The organism is Pseudomonas marginalis (assembly GCF_001645105.1).
GTDB classification, from domain to species: Bacteria; Pseudomonadota; Gammaproteobacteria; order Pseudomonadales; family Pseudomonadaceae; genus Aquipseudomonas; species Aquipseudomonas petroselini.
Genome location: NZ_LKEG01000035.1, coordinates 445 through 17,409, shown reverse-complemented (window position 1 = coordinate 17,409; position 16,965 = coordinate 445). Strand labels below are relative to the sequence as shown.

The following is a 16,965-nucleotide window of genomic DNA, read 5'->3' as shown; positions in this document are numbered from 1 at the left end:
AGCACCAAAAGGGTTTCCACTTATCCGAGACAAACTCTCGACGCGGGCACACAAATACTCGCTTTCTGCGGCCTCAATCGCATTAGCCATTCCGACATTCATGTGCATAGCCCTTATTGCGTGATGTCCCAGAAGGGTAACGGCAAATTCAACAATACACACCTCCAAACACACAGCTGGTAGATAACCTGCTCCGGTGTGCCTTTGGGATCGACAACTGCCTGTCGCGAAGGGCTGCAATCGGCCAGAAGCAGTCGTTCAGCACAGCACAAACGGCTGACGTCACCCCGGCGAAGAAGAGTAATTGAGATATCTTGTCGAGCTGTCGATTCGCTCAACATTCCAGGGAAGCCAATGCTCATTTCACTCTTGTCAAATGGTCAGCCACAAACGCCAGACCGATTGGAACTGATCGCCCCTGGTGGAATTTCACGAAAACGGTCTTGGCTGCGACGGCCCTATCGTTGGTGCGTGACGGACTGATCGGATTGGACGACCCCATTCCCGATCACCCTTTCACGTTACGCCAGCTACTGCGGCACGAGGCCGGCTTGGCTGATTACGGAGAACTTGCGGAGTATCACACCGCCGTTACTAACGGTGAGCCAGCATGGACGGCAGATGAAATGATGCGGCGCCTTGACGGTACTCGACTTCGATACACCTGCGGAACCGGCTGGCGTTACTCGAATGTCGGCTATTTACTCATCGGCAGGCTAATTGAACGGCTGACTGATCTGGCGCTTGATGATGCGGTGATTCAACGTGCTCTTTCCCCTCTGGGCATCTCGAACGTTCGCTTTGCTAAAACACGAGCCGACTTACAAACGTCCCCTCTTGGACGCGCCTCAAATTATGACCCCGCATGGGTTTACCATGGCTTGTTGATCGGCCCGATTTCGCAAGCAGCGCTCTTTCTGGATCGACTTCTCTGCGCAGATCTCCTCTGCGCGGGCTTGCTCAAGGAAATGCAGACAGCACGAACACTAGGCGGCCCGATTCCCGGGCGCCCATGGGTCACCCCGGGCTACGGCCTCGGCTTGATGCACGGTTCGATTGACGGTGGGTATTCTCTATCCGGGCACACAGGCTGCGGGCCAGGCAGCGTCATTGCTGTCTACCGCATCTGCGACGGCGACGCATCGGCTTGCTGCGCTGCTCTTGAGGCGGATGCCAGTGAAGGTGCCGTTGAAGCCCTCGTTGTTGGGCAACTGATGCAAGTTTTGCGACAGGGGGGTGACGGCATCAAAATCCTTTAGCCGGAGGCCTTATGGTTCGCCGGATGACCGCTTCGGGTCGAAAGCGCGCAGTCGTATGCAAACGCAGACATGCCCTATCGAGCAGTCAAATTGAGTTGAACAGACCGAGATATGACATGGTTGCGGTGCTCTCCGGTAAGCGCACCAGCGGCTCTACATCGGTAGTGGTCGAACGTCGGTCGCCCCAGATGGCATTCGAAACCAGCCTCTTCAAGGGCGGCTTTCGCGAGCCGAGCCGCCGGGGGGGCTCGGCCCTTCGGGCATTCATCCTTCACACCTACGGGCTTCGGCATGCGCGCACCGCTTGCGATGGAACGCGCCAGTCCTCGTTAATCTGTAACCTGCGGGCAAGGGTTAAAAACCTCGGTTACGTCGAGTGTTGTATGCCACGGGATGGCAGTGCCTGACACCATTCCGCCTACGGTTTGCTTTCGACCCGACTTGCGCACATATCCGCCATCCGTCCCAGTGAAGACGTGCTGCCCTGGCTTCGTCAGATAATCAAAGAAACTGACTTTCACAGGCACATTCATTTGCCCACCCGGCGTAATGACGGCGAGCATGATCGCTCGGTCTTTGGTGAATACAACGAACGGTTCGACTCCAGTGCGACCACCAACTGTCTTCACGCACTGCACTTGTTCTGGGAGGATGCGTGCGGTTTCAGTGTAGGTGTGGTTGTTGTAGAGGCTGAGGATCAGGCCTTTGCTGGTCAACACTCCCAGGCCTTGAGTGGCCCTGCAGCTGCCTTCGCTTCCATATGGGAACAAGCACCAGTTAGTTTCCGATACGGCTTGAATATCCGATGGTGCAATTTTCAGATCGCGCTGGATTTGGGCTTTTGATTCCGGCGTGTCGTAAGGGATCATGACGCATCCGCCGACTGTCACTGCTGCGATGAGGCCTATGGCCGCAGATACGTTTTGAACTGATGATTTGAAGGTGTTCATTGTTCGCTCTCCTTGCTGTATTACCACCACTGGAAGGCTGTGGCGATTTTGGTAGCGAACCTTACGGCATGGGCGAAAAGCAGTCATCCTCGTGCTGATAACTGGATCGGTAGATGACTTGATTGGACGCTTACCTATTTCTGACCGATTGCTGCACCCTGGCAAAATCGTACGCAATACCTTGCTTAAAGAGCCAGCAACTCAACGCTCGAGCCTGTCGTCACTCTCCTCCGACATTTTGGTACTCGCTTTCATCGCAGATAGCGTCGGCTTGGCAGCAGCGATGACAAGGCGCCATTGAGGGAGCGCAATTGCCGCAGCGTCGTTCTCTATGAGTTCAGGTGTTGCTTCGCAAAAATCCTCGATGGCTGCGCTTACATTTACCAAAAAAACGCTCTGCATTGGAGTGAACCCCTGATCGACGAAGTATCCTTTTGGCGACGGAGTTGGCACCCAATCTTCCCATGAATTGATTAACTCATTCATACCACACCGAGGTGGCTCATTCTCGCACTCGATCAGCCACTCAAGTAGCTCGACAATTCGATTTCGTATTCGTTGGTAGACAAGCTGTCTGGTCATAATTTCACGTCTGGTTGAATCGTCATCCGCCCCAAATGAGGACAATTTTAGCCTTAGTCCAGTGCCTGCGCCTGGTCAAAAACGGGCCTAACCTATGAGGCCGTCAGCTCAGTTGAACAGGCCGAGATATGTGATGGTTGCAGTGCTCTCCGGCAAGCGCACCAGCGGCTCTACTTGGGTAGAAGTCGAACGACGGTCACCCCAGATGGCATTCGAACCCACCATTATAAAATGCGTGAACTCTCCTAACCTAGAGCTGACCAACACTCTCTCGGACTGACTGCGGATTTGCGCTATGACGTCTTGTGGGGTGCCGGCAAGCTCAACGAAATCTGAATCCATAGAGAACCCCAGCTCCTCCGCTAGACGCCAGGTTGGATTGCGGTCTTCCCACGAAATGTACTCGGCTTCGCTTACGCTTTCAGGGGGCTCTGGCTCCCACTGCTCAAACACAAATTTCTTCGCCTCGGATTCAGTGGCAAAATTGGCACCGAAGAGATGGAAGGGCCAGCAGCCATCTTGCATGACACGATCTCGATTGTTGATGAGTCGTCAGGATCGTAACTGATTACAATCGGAGGAGCAGCTTGTCAGGGAAGCCCGACGGGAAAAGATGCTCACAATCCGACCTCGTCCTCATCGTTGTACCAAGGTTGAAATCTGCCCGTCCGTCCAGGTGCAATATAGGCTGCCCTTCAAGCGTCCGAGAGTAGTGATCTGACGCGTAGGGTGATATCACTGGAGTATCATCATTCTCTGTGACACCGCCGCACTGCATTGAAGGACTTCGCGATGCATCAAGTTATCAGCGCCGCTTACTACCGACCTGGATTCGCCAGGAGCGCTTGCGCATGGTTAATGATTGACGGCATTGGAATTGAGCAATGGCTGTCCACTCATCTCGAATGGTCAGACGTCGCAAGCCTTGGTCTTTCTCTGATCTGGCTTATCGACGAAGACGAAGACGCTCTTGCGAACCGTCGCATCATCCCGGCGGAGGATGGAAGCTCCACAATCGTGCCGTTGCTGGTCTGTAGCGATGACATGAATTTCGACTGTATCGTCTTGGTCGCTGAGCAGGTAATCGAGGCTGACACCGTACACTGGCTGCGCTTCGGTCGAAGTATTTCGGACAAACTGGAAGTTGGAATCTCGACAAAATGGATCGCCGAGAGCAAGCCGGTAAGCTTCGCATTGGAGGCCTTCCAAAACGCATTGGAGCAGTTCACTCAGTTGTCGAAGACGAAGCCAGACAACCATTGCGATGCCCCCTTAAGCCCTCAATAGCCTAGCTTACGTTGCATCATTTTTATCGCTATCAGGCCCACTACCACGTTGAAATGTTGCGAGCACGTAGCCCGAATTCACAGTGGGTATACATGCTTCCAGAGGACACGCTGGAGCAGCCATCCTAGTAGAATTCGTCGAGCTGATTACCGCCCCCTTTGAGATGTTCTATGAGCTCTGAATTAACTGAAGAAGAAATGCGTCGTGCCCTATTCGGTACGCCTCAGCCCGAAGACCAGGTGTCTGCGCCTCAAGTACAGGAGCCTGAGCCAGAAATGGTACCTACAAAGCCAGCAGAAGCTCCCCAAGTGAAGAAGAACGTGGCGAAAGCATTTACGCCAAGGCTGAGGGTCACGTTACGTGTTGGAAACGAGTTTGAGGGGAAAATGATCGAATTGATTCACGAGGCTGATACGTTGAGCTCGTTGCTTGCTGAGCAAGAGGCTGTGAAGGCTGCTAGGAAGAAGTACAAGTACGTGGATGTCGTATCGGTTAAATCGATGTAGACGACGCAACTGGGCCGATGAGCTCTCTATCTCTAACGAGCGCCCCCCTTGGCTCTGCTCTCTATCTGCATCCACTCGGTGGCGTTGTCGACGAACAGCCCGTCACTTGTGGGTAAGTGTGGCAAACAAGCATAATTTTATTTTTGGGCTCAAAGCCATGATCAATCATGCAGCGTTGCACTTCTNTCGAATTCGAAATGGCGTGATGCTCCCGCTTTACGCCATGAGACCTGCATACGTTCATCCCGACCAGAATTAGGCTTGATTGGATGAAATGCTTCATCTTCTACAAACGGAAACGCTTCGAGCTGCGACAAACTGAGCGGACGACCCTGCCTTTTTTCGACGCAGGCTGGAATATTCTCCATTATTTCACAGTATTCAAAGCCGTCCTTGCGGGTGAAACCGAGGCGCTGCATACATTGAAAGTGAATTATCTGTTCGTTTATTGGGAAATGGTTTTGTGGCCCTGCCACAGGGTCGCCACATTCTGCCATTGCGGCTCTTACACCATCTACAGAGGTCGAAGTGCGTTCCCATCGGGTGAATTCCGGTGATGGGGGGCAGCCGGTGAGTAAAAGTACCGATGAGATCAGGACTGGGATGGTAATGACCTGAGATTTGCTGAACATATTTTGTCCTTAATTTATGCCATGCCACCCGAATGGTGTCCAACTCTTCGGGGCGAATAATCCCACCATATGACTCCTACAGTACCAGCCGCTGCCTGGGCGGTCTCAGGTATGCCGGGTGTCAAAACTGGTGATTGATCTAAGCGATGTCCGTTCTTGATGAAAGCTGACGGGAACTACTCATGGACAGGCAGGACAACGCTCCAGTTGCCGTCCATCAACATCTACAGCCAACGGGATGTACGACTCAGGTTGATCATTCATCGACGTCTGACGCCCCTGAGAGCGGCTTAACCAATTCTGGGCCCTGATTACGAACACTACCCACAGCCTTGCTTACCTTATACCAATGAAAATCGGTAGCAGGCCGGCAGTGTTCCATCGCGATTTCACGCGCGCGTTCAGGTGAAGTATCTGAGGCGATCCATTCCCGCGCGTGCTCCGGGGCGAAAACCAGCGGTTTCCGATCATGAATATCTACCATCCCTTGATCGCTGGCGGCGGTGATGATGACGAAGCCGTCGCTAGGGTCTGGCTCCAGGCCTTGGTGAACCTCAGCTAACCCAGCGAAGAACATCGGAGCCTGCTCCTTCAGGGTTATGAAGTAAGGCTGCTTTTTCCTCGGATCAGCCGGATCTTTGACCCACTCAAACCACCCGTTTGCAGGTGCAAGCACGCGACCGTTTGGCCAGAGCTGACTGAAGAATTTCCCGCTCATGACTGTTTCAACCCTGGCGTTTATCGGATCAGGACGCTTCCCTTTCGCCCAAAATGGCGACCATCCCCACTTAACTTTATCAATGCTCAGCTTTTCGTCTAAGGAGCGAATAATTTCCACGCGGGTCGAGGGTGCAACGTTGTATCGCTCCACTGGCCAAAGATCGTAGCCGTTGATCACAAGCTGCTCTGGCGCAAGCTCCTTGAGGTAGTGATCCATTGATTCGTAGATCGAGTAGCGTCCGCACATGCTGTCACCCGTCGAATTGTCGTGCCTATGAGATTGACCACACGCGAAGCAAATCGTTAACTGTATGCACGTACAGTCCACCACTCTAAGGCTTGCATCATGAGCGTCATTCTCCTCGGCCCCATCGCTACTGGCGGTATAAAGCTGCCCCTCTATTCATCTAGGGTGCCTGCAGGCTTCCCATCGCCAGCTGCTGACCATATTGAAAAGCACATTTCCCTTGATGAGCTGTTCGATATTCGAGCCCCTCACGTGTATCTGGTAAGGATCGACGGGGACAGTATGCAGGGCGCAGGTATTTATTCCGGGGATCTGGTGGTGGTTGATCGAAGCATAGAACCGGTCAGCGGAGATATCGTCATTGCAGCTCTTAACGCGGAGCCGTTCTGCAAACGCCTTCATTTGCGCGACAACGCTGTGATCCTCCTATCGGAGAACCCAAAGTATCCTGCGCGGCATGTTATGGAGGGTGATGAACTTGTGATTTGGGGAGTTGTGAAATATAGCGTACGCGATCATGACAATACCTAAGCCTGTCTTCGCCCTAATTGACTGCAACAGCTTCTACGCGAGCTGCGAGCGCGTTTTCAGACCTGACCTGGCCAAGACACCCATCGTGGTGCTTTCGAACAACGACGGTTGCGTGATCGCGCGCAGCTATGACGCCAAGCCATTCGTAAAAATGGGCCAGCCATACTTCCAAATCAAAGATCATCTGCGTCGGCACGGGATCGTCGCGTTTAGCAGCAATTACGCGCTCTACGGCGACATGAGCGAACGAGTAATGACGATCATTGAATCAATGGTGCCGGCGCTTGAGGTTTACAGCATCGATGAGGCGTTTGCGGATCTCAGTGGTGTCCCAGGTGATCTGTCTACTTTTGGAAGACATATCCGCTCCACCCTCCTAAAGCGTACAGGCATTCCGGTAGGGGTAGGAATTGCCCACACCAAGACGTTGGCCAAGCTTGCCAATCACACAGCCAAGCGCCTTTTGGATATCACCGGCGGCGTAGTCGATCTTTGCGACCCGTTCAAACGCGATTGGACATTGCGCAACACTAATGTCGGCGAAGTATGGGGCGTCGGCAGGAGGATGAAAGAGCACCTGGAAGCGATGAGTATCAGAACTGCCATGGATTTAGCGAAAGCCGACCCGACGATGCTTGGTCAGAAATTCAGCGTTGTTGTCGAAAAGACGGCACGCGAGCTCGCCGGTACTCCATGCCTCAAACTCGGTGTGGCCGAGCCACCCAAGCAGGAGATTTGCTGTAGCAGGATGTTCGGCACGCGGCTCACCGAAATTGAGCCAATCAAGGAAGCTGTCGCTACCTACGCGCAACGCGCTGCGGAAAAGCTCAGGGCACAAAACTCGCTGTGCAAGAAAATCCGCGTGAGCATCAGAACCGGGATGTTCAATTCCCAAGAAGCGAAGTACGCGAACGGCGCACTTGTCGAACTTCCCTATCCAACAAACGACGTGCGGCTCATGACCAAGGCTGCCACCGAAGCTGTGAATCGTCTGTTTAGACCTGGTTTCAAGTACAGCAAGGCCGAGGTTCTACTGATGGATCTGCGACAACCTGGGGAGTTCACCTATGATCTGTTCGCGCAATCCCAGCCTGTAATAGCGGACAGGGTGATGGCCGTCCTGGACGAGATCAATGGCCGTTGGGGAAAGGGCGTTCTTCGCCTAGCAAGTGTGCCTGCGGCGCCGGATTGGGCAATGCGCCGAGACCTGTTAAGCCATTGTTATACAACAAAGCTTGATCAGTTGTGGACGGTAAAGGCTAGGTAGCGGGTATAAGCGCTCTTTGTGATAGGGATCATCATGATCGCGTGTTTGCGGTCAACAAACGCTCAAAGAGACTTCATAGTGGCTAGCGGCGAACAGCCTTATTGAACAATCCAGCTGGCGGAGTGCGCCGAGTCTCGAAATCCTCCCAGTGCTCAGGCTTACGCTGCTCTCCACAAGAGACGCAAATGTAGACGTCCGGGCTTAAGCCAAGATAGTAACCTTTGCGTATATACGAGTGATGACAGGCGTAGGAGGTACTTCCGCCGTTCACCTGAGGCTCATTATCCATATGCCGCCCACATTAAAAAAGCCCGCACTGAGTGCGGGCAAACAGGAGTTTTACTGAGAGACTGCATGAATGAACAGACTCATTAGTGATGAGACGCTAACCCCATCTCGGGTTTATTTTCTTTTGAACGATGTCGACCAGCGGTCTCAATAAGTAATGACTGAAAAGTTGTACATTGCGAATGAATCTGTATAGGAAAAAAATCTGAACCTTCTTTCTGAACTACCAACAAAAAATCAGGAGGAGCTAAACATGACCAATTCTCTATATGTCATTGAGTATGAGCTGCACTACGAGTCCAAATCTTTCATCATAAGAAGCGAGGTGATGAATAATGCCGAGGCATGGCACTGGGCGTGCTGTGATGCAGGCATAGGCATCATCCCTAGGTCACGTAATGACAGGCTCAAGCGCATAAGCAAGCCGCTTGCCGAGCGTTATGGGCTTGCGAACGTAAAATGGCGTCCATCAGGCGCGGTACCATATATACCGAAGCCGTACACACCTCCGCTGCCTGAGTGACGCGCTGGCAATATATCCGCGTTGTATACGATTTTAAGTGAACGCTCACGGCATCGCCTATGACCGTCGGACGATACACTCGCGGCGACTTAGCGCATCGGGTTATACGTGTACAGGTTGCAATGATTTGTACAGCAAATAATATGATAACTGCAATCTAATTCATTTAAAATAATTTTCAGTGATGGTATTCAAGATGTACGGAGACGTTGCGAGCATTAAGTGGTTAAACTTAAGCAAAATCTAGCAACTGAGCCCAAATTGCCACTACAGCACACGGCGCGCAACATTTGATTTTTCTTTTAAATGACCCACATTGAATAGATAAGTACACGGCTGAACTCTAATCGGTATATTTCAATGGGTAAATTATGAAATGCAAATCTATATCTAAAAACGAATGGAGAAGCGAGACAGCCGTCAGCAACAGGCTGTTTGCAGAGGCTGATCGTCTTAATGAAATTGCCTACAATGTTCTAAACGATAGGCCAACCTCCGTGGAGACCGTGAAGCGGTTTCAGTTGGCTAAGGATGCAGCCAACGCGAAGTATGAGGAGGCTCATCGCGCTTGGGAGATTGCGAAGGAGCACCTGAAGAAAGTCGAGACTTCAGCCAAGCCAGAGCGTGATGACCGCGAAAATAGTCAAGATGACTGATGCGTTTGATGCATGCGAAAAAATCACGTCCTGCCTTGGTATGGGTTTGTCATACGAGGCCGTGGTACCTAGTCACTAATCGCACCGTCACTGCGGGATCAACACTCATCTTGCCGGCAACCCGGTACTGACGCCTGCACATACCCCTACTTCACATGCGCCGCCGTCAACAACCAGCGCGCAAATGCCTGAGTTGGGGCTTGGCTAAGCTCAAGACTTTGGGGTAGCACAAGGCAAAAGGTTTTGGGGACATTCTCTTTCTGTGGCCACGGCGCAACCAATCTGCATTGCGACAACTCTGCTTCAACATAGATGCGCGGTACGAGTGCAACACCTAGGCCTGCCAGTGCGGCTTCAATCAACATCGTCTGCAAATCGAAGCGCGCACCCAACGCTGGGTTGTTCAGGAAGATACCGGTCTTCAGGGCATAGCACTGAGACGCATCTGGGGTTTGTCGGCGGTATAAACGCGGCGTTGAACAGAAGCGGACATCAACAGCCTAGATTCATATCTCAACGAAGAACATCTTAAGAGCTTCTGCCAGTTCGATAGGTGCCTCCTCCGCCATGTGATGTCCACAATCAATTCCTGCACCAGTGACAGTTAGTTCGGCCCAAGGTTGCCACACGGCAAGAACGTCCCCATAAAGGTCTACCAAGTCATCCCTCAACGACCATATGACGTGGAGGGGGCACTGAATTTTGCGGCCCGCCTCACGATCTTCCCGGTCATGCAGGTGATCAACAGCGATCCCTGCACGATAATCACCAAGCATTCCGATAACGGTTCCTGGATCGTGGATCGCGGCGTAAAAATCTTGATAATTTTCCTTCCCCATAGAATCTGCGCTCCCCTGGTACCAACTTGCGGGGTCAGGACAAATCGCTCGCTCTGGTTTGTCGGGCTGAGCGTAGAAAAACCAGTGCCACCATTTGGATGCGAACTTCGCATCACACCGTTCAAGCGCTTCTAGAATGGGCACACCATCAAGTACGGCGACTTTCAGAATTTTGGACGGGAAGTCGAGCGCTGCGCGAAAAGCGGCGTAGCTGCCACGGTCATGGCCTGCAATGTAAAACTTGTCGAACCCAAGGCGCTCTATAAGCGCCACGCAGTCACGTGCCTTCGCTCTCTTTGAAAAAGCCTCGTAATCGTGAGGACTCACTGGCTTGCTGGACTTGCCGAAGCCTCTTAAATCGGGGCACACCACTGTGAAATAGTTGGCAAGCAGTGGTGCAACCGCGTGCCATGTCGTGTGGGTACGAGGATGCCCATGAAGCAGCAATAAAGGCGGGCCTGAGCCGCCGTAACGGACGCGTAAGGTTGCCTCAGGCAACTCGACCATTTCAAGCTGGAAGCCCTCGAACATCGGCACGTCCTAATGATGGCTGGAAATGCTCACATCTTAGAGCAGAAGTTGGGGATAATCCGCTCAGGGTCGTTTCATGCCTTCCGCACTAGCCAGAAAACGGCGAGAAACGGATGCAGCGTTCAGGGCGTGCTTGCTCAAGCCATTAACGGGATGGCAAGGAGGCGTTCGCGACGTTGTCTGAAAACCTTTTGCCATCCACATACTTCAATTGACTTTGAACTGCTGAACCAGTCCCTGCTGCTGCTCTGCCAGGCGTGCCAGTTCTCGACTCGTTGAAGCAGTCTGTTCTGCACCCGCGCTCACCTGAATCACCAGCATGTTGATGTCGTTAACGTTTCGATGAATCTCTTCGGCCACCTGACTCTGCTGTTCTGCAGCCGATGCTACCTGGATATTGCTATCGTTGATGTTGGCCATACCATCGGTGATTTCTTCGAGCAACTCACCTGCGCGCACAATGTTCCTCGTCCCTTCTTGTGCCTTGCCCAAGGTTTCCTGCATAGAAGACGCAGCTCGCTCGGAGCCGGATTGCAGGTTGTTGATCATGCTCTGAATGCTGACCGTGGAATCCTGCGTCTTCTGCGCCAGATTGCGCACCTCGTCGGCGACCACCGCGAAGCCTCGGCCCTGCTCGCCCGCACGAGCAGCTTCAATAGCAGCGTTCAATGCCAGCAAGTTAGTCTGCTCAGCAACCCCACGAATCACATCCAGTACCGACGAGATGGAGTCGCTTTCGCCCTTGAGTTCGTGAATGATCTTCGCAGTTTGCTCGGCCTGAACTTCCAGCATCTTGATCAGGCCGATGGTGTTTTCGATCTCCGTCTTGCCCTTCACCATGCTAGCGTTAACCCGCTGCGACATTTCAGCCGCGTCCGTGGTGCTGCGCGCAACATCCTTAATAGTGGAACTCATTTCGCTAATGGCTGTGGCCACCTGGTCGGTGCCTTGGCGCTGCTGAGCCACATTGTTGCTGGTTTGTAGCGCCACCGCTGAAGACTGCTTAGCGACTGTAGCGACCTGTTCCGTAGCGCTGCCGATCCCGCTGATCACCTCGCTGATCTGAAGGGCCATGTTGTCCAGATTACGTGCAATTTCGCCAAACTCATCCTTGCCTGTGTAATGGGTGCGAGCCGTCATGTCACGTGTGGCCAGCGAAACCAGTGTTCTGTTCACGTCCACGACTGCTATGTGGATGTTCCGAATGATCGCCCACGCCAGCCACAGCACAGCAATCAGCATCAACACCACGGTGGCGCTTGCCACGTATAGGCTGCGCTCTGCGTCGTTGCGCTGAATGTCCGAGAGCCCCACCACCGCTTGACCCAGCTCTGCCTCGACCTTGGCCATCATGTCGATACGAGCGGTCGACAGGTTGAACCAGTCTTCAGGCTTGACGTTCAACGGCTCGCCAAGAGGCGTGTCAAAACCGAGTTTCTGAAGAGCCGCTACCTCGACCGAAGCTGGCTGTAGCAAAACCGAATCGAGCTTTTCTTTGTAAACTGCAGGCGCCCAGCGTTGGAAGGCTTCGAAATAGCCCGAGAACTCACCCATATTGCGACTGAAGCGTGACAGCAATGGCGCATCGAAGCGATTCTGGTTGAATGCCAGCCCAAGCAGCACACGCTCCCGTCCGGCGCGCTCCTTCATGTCCGCGAATTGGTTAAGCGAACTCAACGCCCGCAGGATTTCTGGGTCTTCGATACTGGTTTCTAGCGTGTAGGAGAAACCGATCAACTTTTTGATCAGGTCGGTGAACCGGACACCGGACTCGACGTTGTTGATGGACAGCGCATCCACATTGCGCCGCAGGTCGCCGAGGTCATTCAGTGCTCGTATCATCTTATCCGTTGCAGGCAGACCATCGAGCGACTGGCCGCGCATAGCGTTCACCGCCTGATCGGTCTCCGTACGCAGGCTGTGCAGCTTGTCCTGCATGGTTTTGCCATTACTACCCAGAAAAACGCCGCTGGCACCGCGCTCACGCTGGACGGTAGTGACCACATCGCTCAGTTTCCTAGCCGCACTGGTGGCGTTCACAGCTCGGTTCATTTCGATAAGTGTTTCGCGTTTGTCTTCGACGTATATACCCGCGAAGGCCAGGAAGCCTAGAAGGGGAAACATCAAGATCAGTAATAATTTTGCGCTCAAAGGGGCATTTTTCAGCACGGCAGGCCTCATAAATTTAAAACGTTGTGTAGATACCTAGGCGCACGTTCTCGAAATTCGACGCTTGATGGCCAGAGATTTTAGTCGGCTGTCATAGCCTGGCGTGATTCTCCGTCGGTTACTTATCGACTGCGCGCGAGTAAACTTTACAGAACATTCCTAAATTTATTTTATTTTACGAAGTGGTTTATTTTTTGAGACTTTTGAAACTTTTAGCCAGACACCCAAAGCTTAGTGAGCGCATTCGAGAAAAGGATTAGTTGAAGATTTTTAATTTTTATCTATTATCCAGATCAAAACTCTATATCTGAGCCCTGATATGAATAATTCGAACGCTTGTAATAGACTTCGTAATCGCCGGTTCGTACTCTTCCATCTCGCGACCGGCAAAATTCGACCCCCTGGAACCGTGCGCATCTGGCAGAGGTCGGCCAACAGTAAAGGCCGGTCGGCATTAATAAGGTAAAGCTTACTGTATGACAAAAGTTTTGGAGAGGAGCCGTCAACCTCTCCAAACGATACGTTCCGTATGCATCTGGCGACCTACTGGCCCTTTTTTCGCAATTGTCGATTCAGCGAGGCTACCTATACGGCTGCTTAATTTGTTAGCCTAGCTCTTGAGTAAAGCTGCTTACTGAATAGATCATTAGGAACATTTATGAATAACCTCGCTGATATAGCTTTGAACTACCTTTGGACACTGCATTTTTCAAGTGATGATTTAGGATTGGACGAAGACTGGGTAATGAAGGAAATTGAGTCTATGTCTCACGAGATGGAACATAATTTCACTGACGCAGAGCGTCGAGCGCTCAAGGAATCTGCGAGTCGAGCTTTGATGAACTGGCTAAGAGAGCCTGATGAACATGGCTATACGCCGCGCAAACTTCTTAAACCAGAACAAAGAGTTTTTCTAGAATGTATCGCAGCAGGAGAATTCAGTGGCCCAGAGCTCTGATTACTTCAGCATGCATCTCGGTTGGTAGTCACAAGAAATAGCGTGAGTCAGGCTCACGGTTCGGTGAGTGATGTTGAGGCACATAATCAGCCAAAGCTGGTTCTGGCCGATTGTGGCCCTGTGCGGGAGGCGGCAATCGGCAAAAACACTCGTCAGGAATTATAGTTTGCTACTCAACATAGCGAGCCTATGAGTTGCCACTACATTTGAAATTGCTTGACCAACCTGTTCAATTCAACCGCTAACTTCGTGAGCTCGGACGTCGCGATAGCCGTCTGGCTCGATCCTTCTGCCGCTTGACTTGAAAGGTCACGGATACTCACCAAGCTGCGATCTACCTCCCTTGCAACCTGAGCCTGCTGTTCCGATGCGGTCGCAATCAGTACGTTGCGCTCAGTAATATTGTCGATGGATTCGGTAATCTCTACCAAAGCGGAACCAGCCCCCTGAGCAGTGTATAGAGTTTCCTGGGCCTGGGTGTTCGTGTGAGTCATTGCAGATACTGCGGATCCCGTACCCTTTTGTATTGAGCTGATCATCTGCTCAATTTCACTGGTCGACTGCTGCGTGCGATGAGCCAAAGCTCTAACCTCATCAGCGACTACTGCAAAACCTCGTCCAGCCTCACCGGCACGAGCAGCTTCGATAGCCGCATTCAACGCGAGAAGATTCGTCTGATCGGCGATAGCACGTATCACATCCAAGACCTTACTGATATCAGTGGCCATTACGGCAAGCCCTTGTACCTCCTGAGATGCGCTTTCAACATTCGCCACCATCAGGCTGATAGCCTGGACAGTCTCATCAACCCGTGCGCGCCCAGCCAAGGCGGCGGAATTCGAACGATTGGCAGCTTCGGAGGCTTGCGACGCGTTTCGAGCGACTTCTTCTACAGCTGCACTCATCTCAGTGACCGCAGTCGCAGCCATTTCGACTTCGTTGTTTTGACGCAACATGCCTTTATTTGCATCTTCCGTAACAGCATGCATTTCTTCAGACGTCGACGCCAACTGGTTGGAAGAATCCGATATCAACGATAGGGTGTTTCGCAGACCATGCTGCATCGCGCTTAGAGCCCGCATGAGCCTAGCGACTTCATCATGCCCTTGAGACTCAATTACCCCGGTGAGATCGCTGTTGGCAATGCGCTCCGCAACGGCTAGTGACTGGTTAATCGGGCTAGTGATACTTCGGGTATACATGAGAGCTAGGACAATAGCAGCAAGGGTGCTAACTAATATAAAACCACCCACCGTAATTTTAGCTTCCTCATAAATTCGGCTTGCGTCTTCCCCGGCACGCTTGGCCTTGTCATTATTAACACTGATCATTTCTTTGATATCACTTTCAACGACATCAGCAGCTTGCTTCATCGCCTCACTGGAGAGCTTAATTGCATCATCTAAATTGCCCACAGAAACGAGAGATAAGTATTTATCTTGAACTACCTGATAGTCAGCAAGGCTTTTTGAAAGCTCAGAGATCTTCTGCTTACCCATAGGGGTCACGATCAGAGGTTGCAAGTTAGAAAGCGAATTCTGGATATTGAGTCTAGCTCTCCTCAACTCCTCTAAAGCCTGCGTCTTGCGGGCTTCGGGCTCAACAGGATTACGCAGCCGTGCGTTGCTGCCTCTGATGCTAACGAACTCCCTGTCAATCACCCCAAGTGTTGATATGCTGGGAACGACGTTGGTTTCAACGAAGCTTTCAGAGTCTTTCAAGCTTGACGTCTGCTTAAGAGCTATGACACCTAACGCAATAATCATGATGCAGAAAAAACCAAAGCACAGAGCAGAGCGTGGAGCTAAACTGAGTTTACGCAATATCATATAAAAAGCCTCATCCTGAATTATCAGCTTTGTCGTCAGGAACGTCGTTGACTTAAGAGCCGTTCATCGAGTAAAGCAGCACAACCCGCACAGCCGAGCGATCCGCGCCTAACCATTATGTTTCCAGATATTTCCGATGCTATGTTAAGCCCAACGATTCAAGCTGATGTAATGTGCAGTGGATTTAAGGAAATAAGCGGTGTAATTCATACGAAGCCCTTCCGCATCAGCTATAAGCTATAAGCTATAAGCTAACTTTAAGACGCTTTAGCCTCTATCTGTACGTACTTGCTAACGTTAAAACGAACATCACGCCAATTGCGGGTAAGTGTGGCAAAACCAGGAAAATTTCTTATCGTTTCGATCATTCATGTCAGGGCAGCGTAAAATGACCCTAGGCGCGCTAGCTAGTAAGGTACCCTGCTTTCCGACAACCACTCAGTAAGAGGTCATTGTGTTCGATCATCCGGTCTGCCCAGAAATCGCCAAATGGTTCTCTCGATTCGATATAGCTGAGGTGTCATACAGCGTCTGCTCTATAGATCTGATGACCGAACCACCTGAGCATTGGTTTTTCAAGCGCAACAAATTGCGACCTGACAGCCTTAAGCTCGATCTGTGTATTCCATCCAATGGTAATTGGCGGGTCGATCTGTCACGTCATGACAACCTATTTAATGTCCAGTGGCGCCCGAATGATGATCTGCGTATTGAGTCTCAGCAGCTACGCTACCGTAAGCTAGTCAGGTGGCCTCGCATTCAGAAACTTACGGACTTTCCGCTCCTGGTAGGGCAGTTGGAAGAGTGCCTAGAGATCCGATTCCTCCGCCACGTCGATTTTGGCGCACGCTTGCTGAAGCCCAACGAGCTGGCGCGCAATGCAAAAATCCAGCACTGGTTGGCACCCTGCGCTGACACCTTTGGCTGGGACAGGAGAATGCAGTCTGAGTAAAGCTGCGAGAGTTCACCGTCTTCTTAATGGGCCCAAACTAACGGCTATGGAACGTCGGCGCCGCCCCCGCCTTTTTAGCGCCTGCTGTAGTAGGTACAAAGGTCAGGCTTGAAGGATGCTTCGAGATGTTGATGGCTTTTGGCCAAGATGCCAGCTAGATTTGGAGCTTTCTAAGATCAAGGAAGGATATGAAAAAGCTCATCGTAGTTATGGGGATGTGCNNNGTCGCACTTGGCGGT

The 16,965-nt window shown here is 51.9% G+C and carries 16 protein-coding genes and 2 pseudogenes; 9 read left to right on the top strand and 9 right to left on the bottom strand.

The window, feature by feature from the left end:
- Positions 1 to 354 precede the first annotated feature (354 nt).
- A pseudogene (locus tag AO064_RS11050) lies at positions 355 to 1,259 on the top strand (serine hydrolase domain-containing protein).
- Positions 1,260 to 1,588: 329 nt separating this feature from the next.
- Here the strand turns inward: AO064_RS11050 and AO064_RS11045 are convergent.
- The 3 genes from AO064_RS11045 to AO064_RS11035 all read right to left on the bottom strand — a co-directional run bounded on the left by AO064_RS11045 (position 1,589) and on the right by AO064_RS11035 (position 3,316).
- Positions 1,589 to 2,209: a hypothetical protein gene (locus AO064_RS11045; protein ID WP_003191462.1), complete on the bottom strand. Its 621-nt coding sequence runs from the start codon at positions 2,207 to 2,209 to the stop codon at positions 1,589 to 1,591.
- A gap of 201 nt (positions 2,210 to 2,410) precedes the next feature.
- Positions 2,411 to 2,695, bottom strand: a complete 285-nt coding sequence (locus AO064_RS11040; protein ID WP_003191463.1) for a hypothetical protein — start codon at positions 2,693 to 2,695, stop codon at positions 2,411 to 2,413.
- A 204-nt stretch (positions 2,696 to 2,899) separates the two neighbouring features.
- On the bottom strand, positions 2,900 to 3,316 hold the full coding sequence (locus AO064_RS11035; RefSeq protein WP_064053291.1) for a hypothetical protein: 417 nt from the start codon (positions 3,314 to 3,316) through the stop codon (positions 2,900 to 2,902).
- Between the two features lie 267 nt (positions 3,317 to 3,583).
- Here AO064_RS11035 and AO064_RS11030 point away from each other — a divergent pair, with 267 nt between their 5' ends.
- The gene (locus tag AO064_RS11030; RefSeq protein ID WP_064053290.1) at positions 3,584 to 4,078 is read left to right on the top strand and encodes a hypothetical protein; all 495 of its coding nucleotides are present in this window, start codon (positions 3,584 to 3,586) and stop codon (positions 4,076 to 4,078) included.
- 170 nt (positions 4,079 to 4,248) lie between these two features.
- Positions 4,249 to 4,584 carry a hypothetical protein gene (locus tag AO064_RS11025; RefSeq protein ID WP_056859372.1) on the top strand — a complete coding sequence of 112 codons (336 nt, stop codon included), beginning with the start codon at positions 4,249 to 4,251 and terminating at the stop codon, positions 4,582 to 4,584.
- Positions 4,585 to 5,472: 888 nt separating this feature from the next.
- On the opposite strand, the gene AO064_RS11015 is transcribed toward AO064_RS11025, so the two are convergent.
- The gene (locus tag AO064_RS11015) at positions 5,473 to 6,183 is read right to left on the bottom strand and encodes an SOS response-associated peptidase family protein (RefSeq protein ID WP_064053288.1); all 711 of its coding nucleotides are present in this window, start codon (positions 6,181 to 6,183) and stop codon (positions 5,473 to 5,475) included.
- Positions 6,184 to 6,282: 99 nt separating this feature from the next.
- On the opposite strand from AO064_RS11015, the gene AO064_RS11010 reads away from it, so the two are divergent.
- The 4 genes from AO064_RS11010 to AO064_RS10995 all read left to right on the top strand — a co-directional run bounded on the left by AO064_RS11010 (position 6,283) and on the right by AO064_RS10995 (position 9,448).
- Entirely contained in the window at positions 6,283 to 6,714 is a 432-nt protein-coding gene (locus AO064_RS11010) for a LexA family protein (RefSeq protein ID WP_064053287.1), read from the top strand.
- Positions 6,701 to 7,981: a translesion error-prone DNA polymerase V subunit UmuC gene (gene umuC / locus AO064_RS11005; RefSeq protein ID WP_064053286.1), complete on the top strand. Its 1,281-nt coding sequence runs from the start codon at positions 6,701 to 6,703 to the stop codon at positions 7,979 to 7,981. Before AO064_RS11010 ends, umuC begins: the two co-directional genes overlap by 14 nt.
- A gap of 541 nt (positions 7,982 to 8,522) precedes the next feature.
- Complete coding sequence (locus AO064_RS11000; RefSeq protein WP_064053285.1) at positions 8,523 to 8,792, top strand: DUF6555 family protein; 270 nt, start codon at positions 8,523 to 8,525, stop codon at positions 8,790 to 8,792.
- A 371-nt stretch (positions 8,793 to 9,163) separates the two neighbouring features.
- Entirely contained in the window at positions 9,164 to 9,448 is a 285-nt protein-coding gene (locus AO064_RS10995) for a hypothetical protein (RefSeq protein ID WP_064053284.1), read from the top strand.
- 146 nt (positions 9,449 to 9,594) lie between these two features.
- On the opposite strand, the gene AO064_RS30185 is transcribed toward AO064_RS10995, so the two are convergent.
- The 3 genes from AO064_RS30185 to AO064_RS10985 form a co-directional block, all read right to left on the bottom strand.
- Positions 9,595 to 9,840: a LysR substrate-binding domain-containing protein gene (locus AO064_RS30185; RefSeq protein WP_346265922.1), complete on the bottom strand. Its 246-nt coding sequence runs from the start codon at positions 9,838 to 9,840 to the stop codon at positions 9,595 to 9,597.
- Positions 9,841 to 9,954: 114 nt separating this feature from the next.
- Complete coding sequence (locus tag AO064_RS10990) at positions 9,955 to 10,818, bottom strand: alpha/beta fold hydrolase (protein ID WP_064053283.1); 864 nt, start codon at positions 10,816 to 10,818, stop codon at positions 9,955 to 9,957.
- A gap of 207 nt (positions 10,819 to 11,025) precedes the next feature.
- Entirely contained in the window at positions 11,026 to 12,942 is a 1,917-nt protein-coding gene (locus tag AO064_RS10985; protein ID WP_064053366.1) for a methyl-accepting chemotaxis protein, read from the bottom strand.
- A 703-nt stretch (positions 12,943 to 13,645) separates the two neighbouring features.
- Between AO064_RS10985 and AO064_RS10980 the strand changes: the two genes are divergently transcribed.
- Positions 13,646 to 13,945: a hypothetical protein gene (locus AO064_RS10980; protein WP_064053282.1), complete on the top strand. Its 300-nt coding sequence runs from the start codon at positions 13,646 to 13,648 to the stop codon at positions 13,943 to 13,945.
- Positions 13,946 to 14,145: 200 nt separating this feature from the next.
- Here the strand turns inward: AO064_RS10980 and AO064_RS32040 are convergent, their stop codons facing one another.
- Together AO064_RS32040 and AO064_RS32035 are read right to left on the bottom strand one after the other, a co-directional pair.
- Positions 14,146 to 14,874, bottom strand: coding sequence for a methyl-accepting chemotaxis protein (locus AO064_RS32040; RefSeq protein WP_482211633.1), 729 nt, complete (start codon positions 14,872 to 14,874; stop codon positions 14,146 to 14,148).
- A gap of 129 nt (positions 14,875 to 15,003) precedes the next feature.
- Positions 15,004 to 15,774, bottom strand: a pseudogene (locus AO064_RS32035) (MCP four helix bundle domain-containing protein); the annotation flags it as partial.
- 454 nt (positions 15,775 to 16,228) lie between these two features.
- Between AO064_RS32035 and AO064_RS10970 the strand changes: the two are divergent.
- On the top strand, positions 16,229 to 16,726 hold the full coding sequence (locus AO064_RS10970) for a hypothetical protein (protein WP_064053280.1): 498 nt from the start codon (positions 16,229 to 16,231) through the stop codon (positions 16,724 to 16,726).
- The last annotated feature ends 239 nt before the right edge of the window (positions 16,727 to 16,965 follow it).

Coding starts and splice junctions, on each gene's coding strand:
- AO064_RS11045 (WP_003191462.1), bottom strand. CDS start 2,209: ATGAACACCTTCAAATCATCAGTTCAAAACGTATCTGCGGCCATAGGC.
- AO064_RS11040 (WP_003191463.1), bottom strand. CDS start 2,695: ATGAATGAGTTAATCAATTCATGGGAAGATTGGGTGCCAACTCCGTCG.
- AO064_RS11035 (WP_064053291.1), bottom strand. CDS start 3,316: ATGCAAGATGGCTGCTGGCCCTTCCATCTCTTCGGTGCCAATTTTGCC.
- AO064_RS11030 (WP_064053290.1), top strand. CDS start 3,584: ATGCATCAAGTTATCAGCGCCGCTTACTACCGACCTGGATTCGCCAGG.
- AO064_RS11025 (WP_056859372.1), top strand. CDS start 4,249: ATGAGCTCTGAATTAACTGAAGAAGAAATGCGTCGTGCCCTATTCGGT.
- AO064_RS11015 (WP_064053288.1), bottom strand. CDS start 6,183: ATGTGCGGACGCTACTCGATCTACGAATCAATGGATCACTACCTCAAG.
- AO064_RS11010 (WP_064053287.1), top strand. CDS start 6,283: ATGAGCGTCATTCTCCTCGGCCCCATCGCTACTGGCGGTATAAAGCTG.
- umuC (WP_064053286.1), top strand. CDS start 6,701: ATGACAATACCTAAGCCTGTCTTCGCCCTAATTGACTGCAACAGCTTC.
- AO064_RS11000 (WP_064053285.1), top strand. CDS start 8,523: ATGACCAATTCTCTATATGTCATTGAGTATGAGCTGCACTACGAGTCC.
- AO064_RS10995 (WP_064053284.1), top strand. CDS start 9,164: ATGAAATGCAAATCTATATCTAAAAACGAATGGAGAAGCGAGACAGCC.
- AO064_RS10990 (WP_064053283.1), bottom strand. CDS start 10,818: ATGTTCGAGGGCTTCCAGCTTGAAATGGTCGAGTTGCCTGAGGCAACC.
- AO064_RS10985 (WP_064053366.1), bottom strand. CDS start 12,942: ATGTTTCCCCTTCTAGGCTTCCTGGCCTTCGCGGGTATATACGTCGAA.
- AO064_RS10980 (WP_064053282.1), top strand. CDS start 13,646: ATGAATAACCTCGCTGATATAGCTTTGAACTACCTTTGGACACTGCAT.
- AO064_RS32040 (WP_482211633.1), bottom strand. CDS start 14,874: ATGGCTGCGACTGCGGTCACTGAGATGAGTGCAGCTGTAGAAGAAGTC.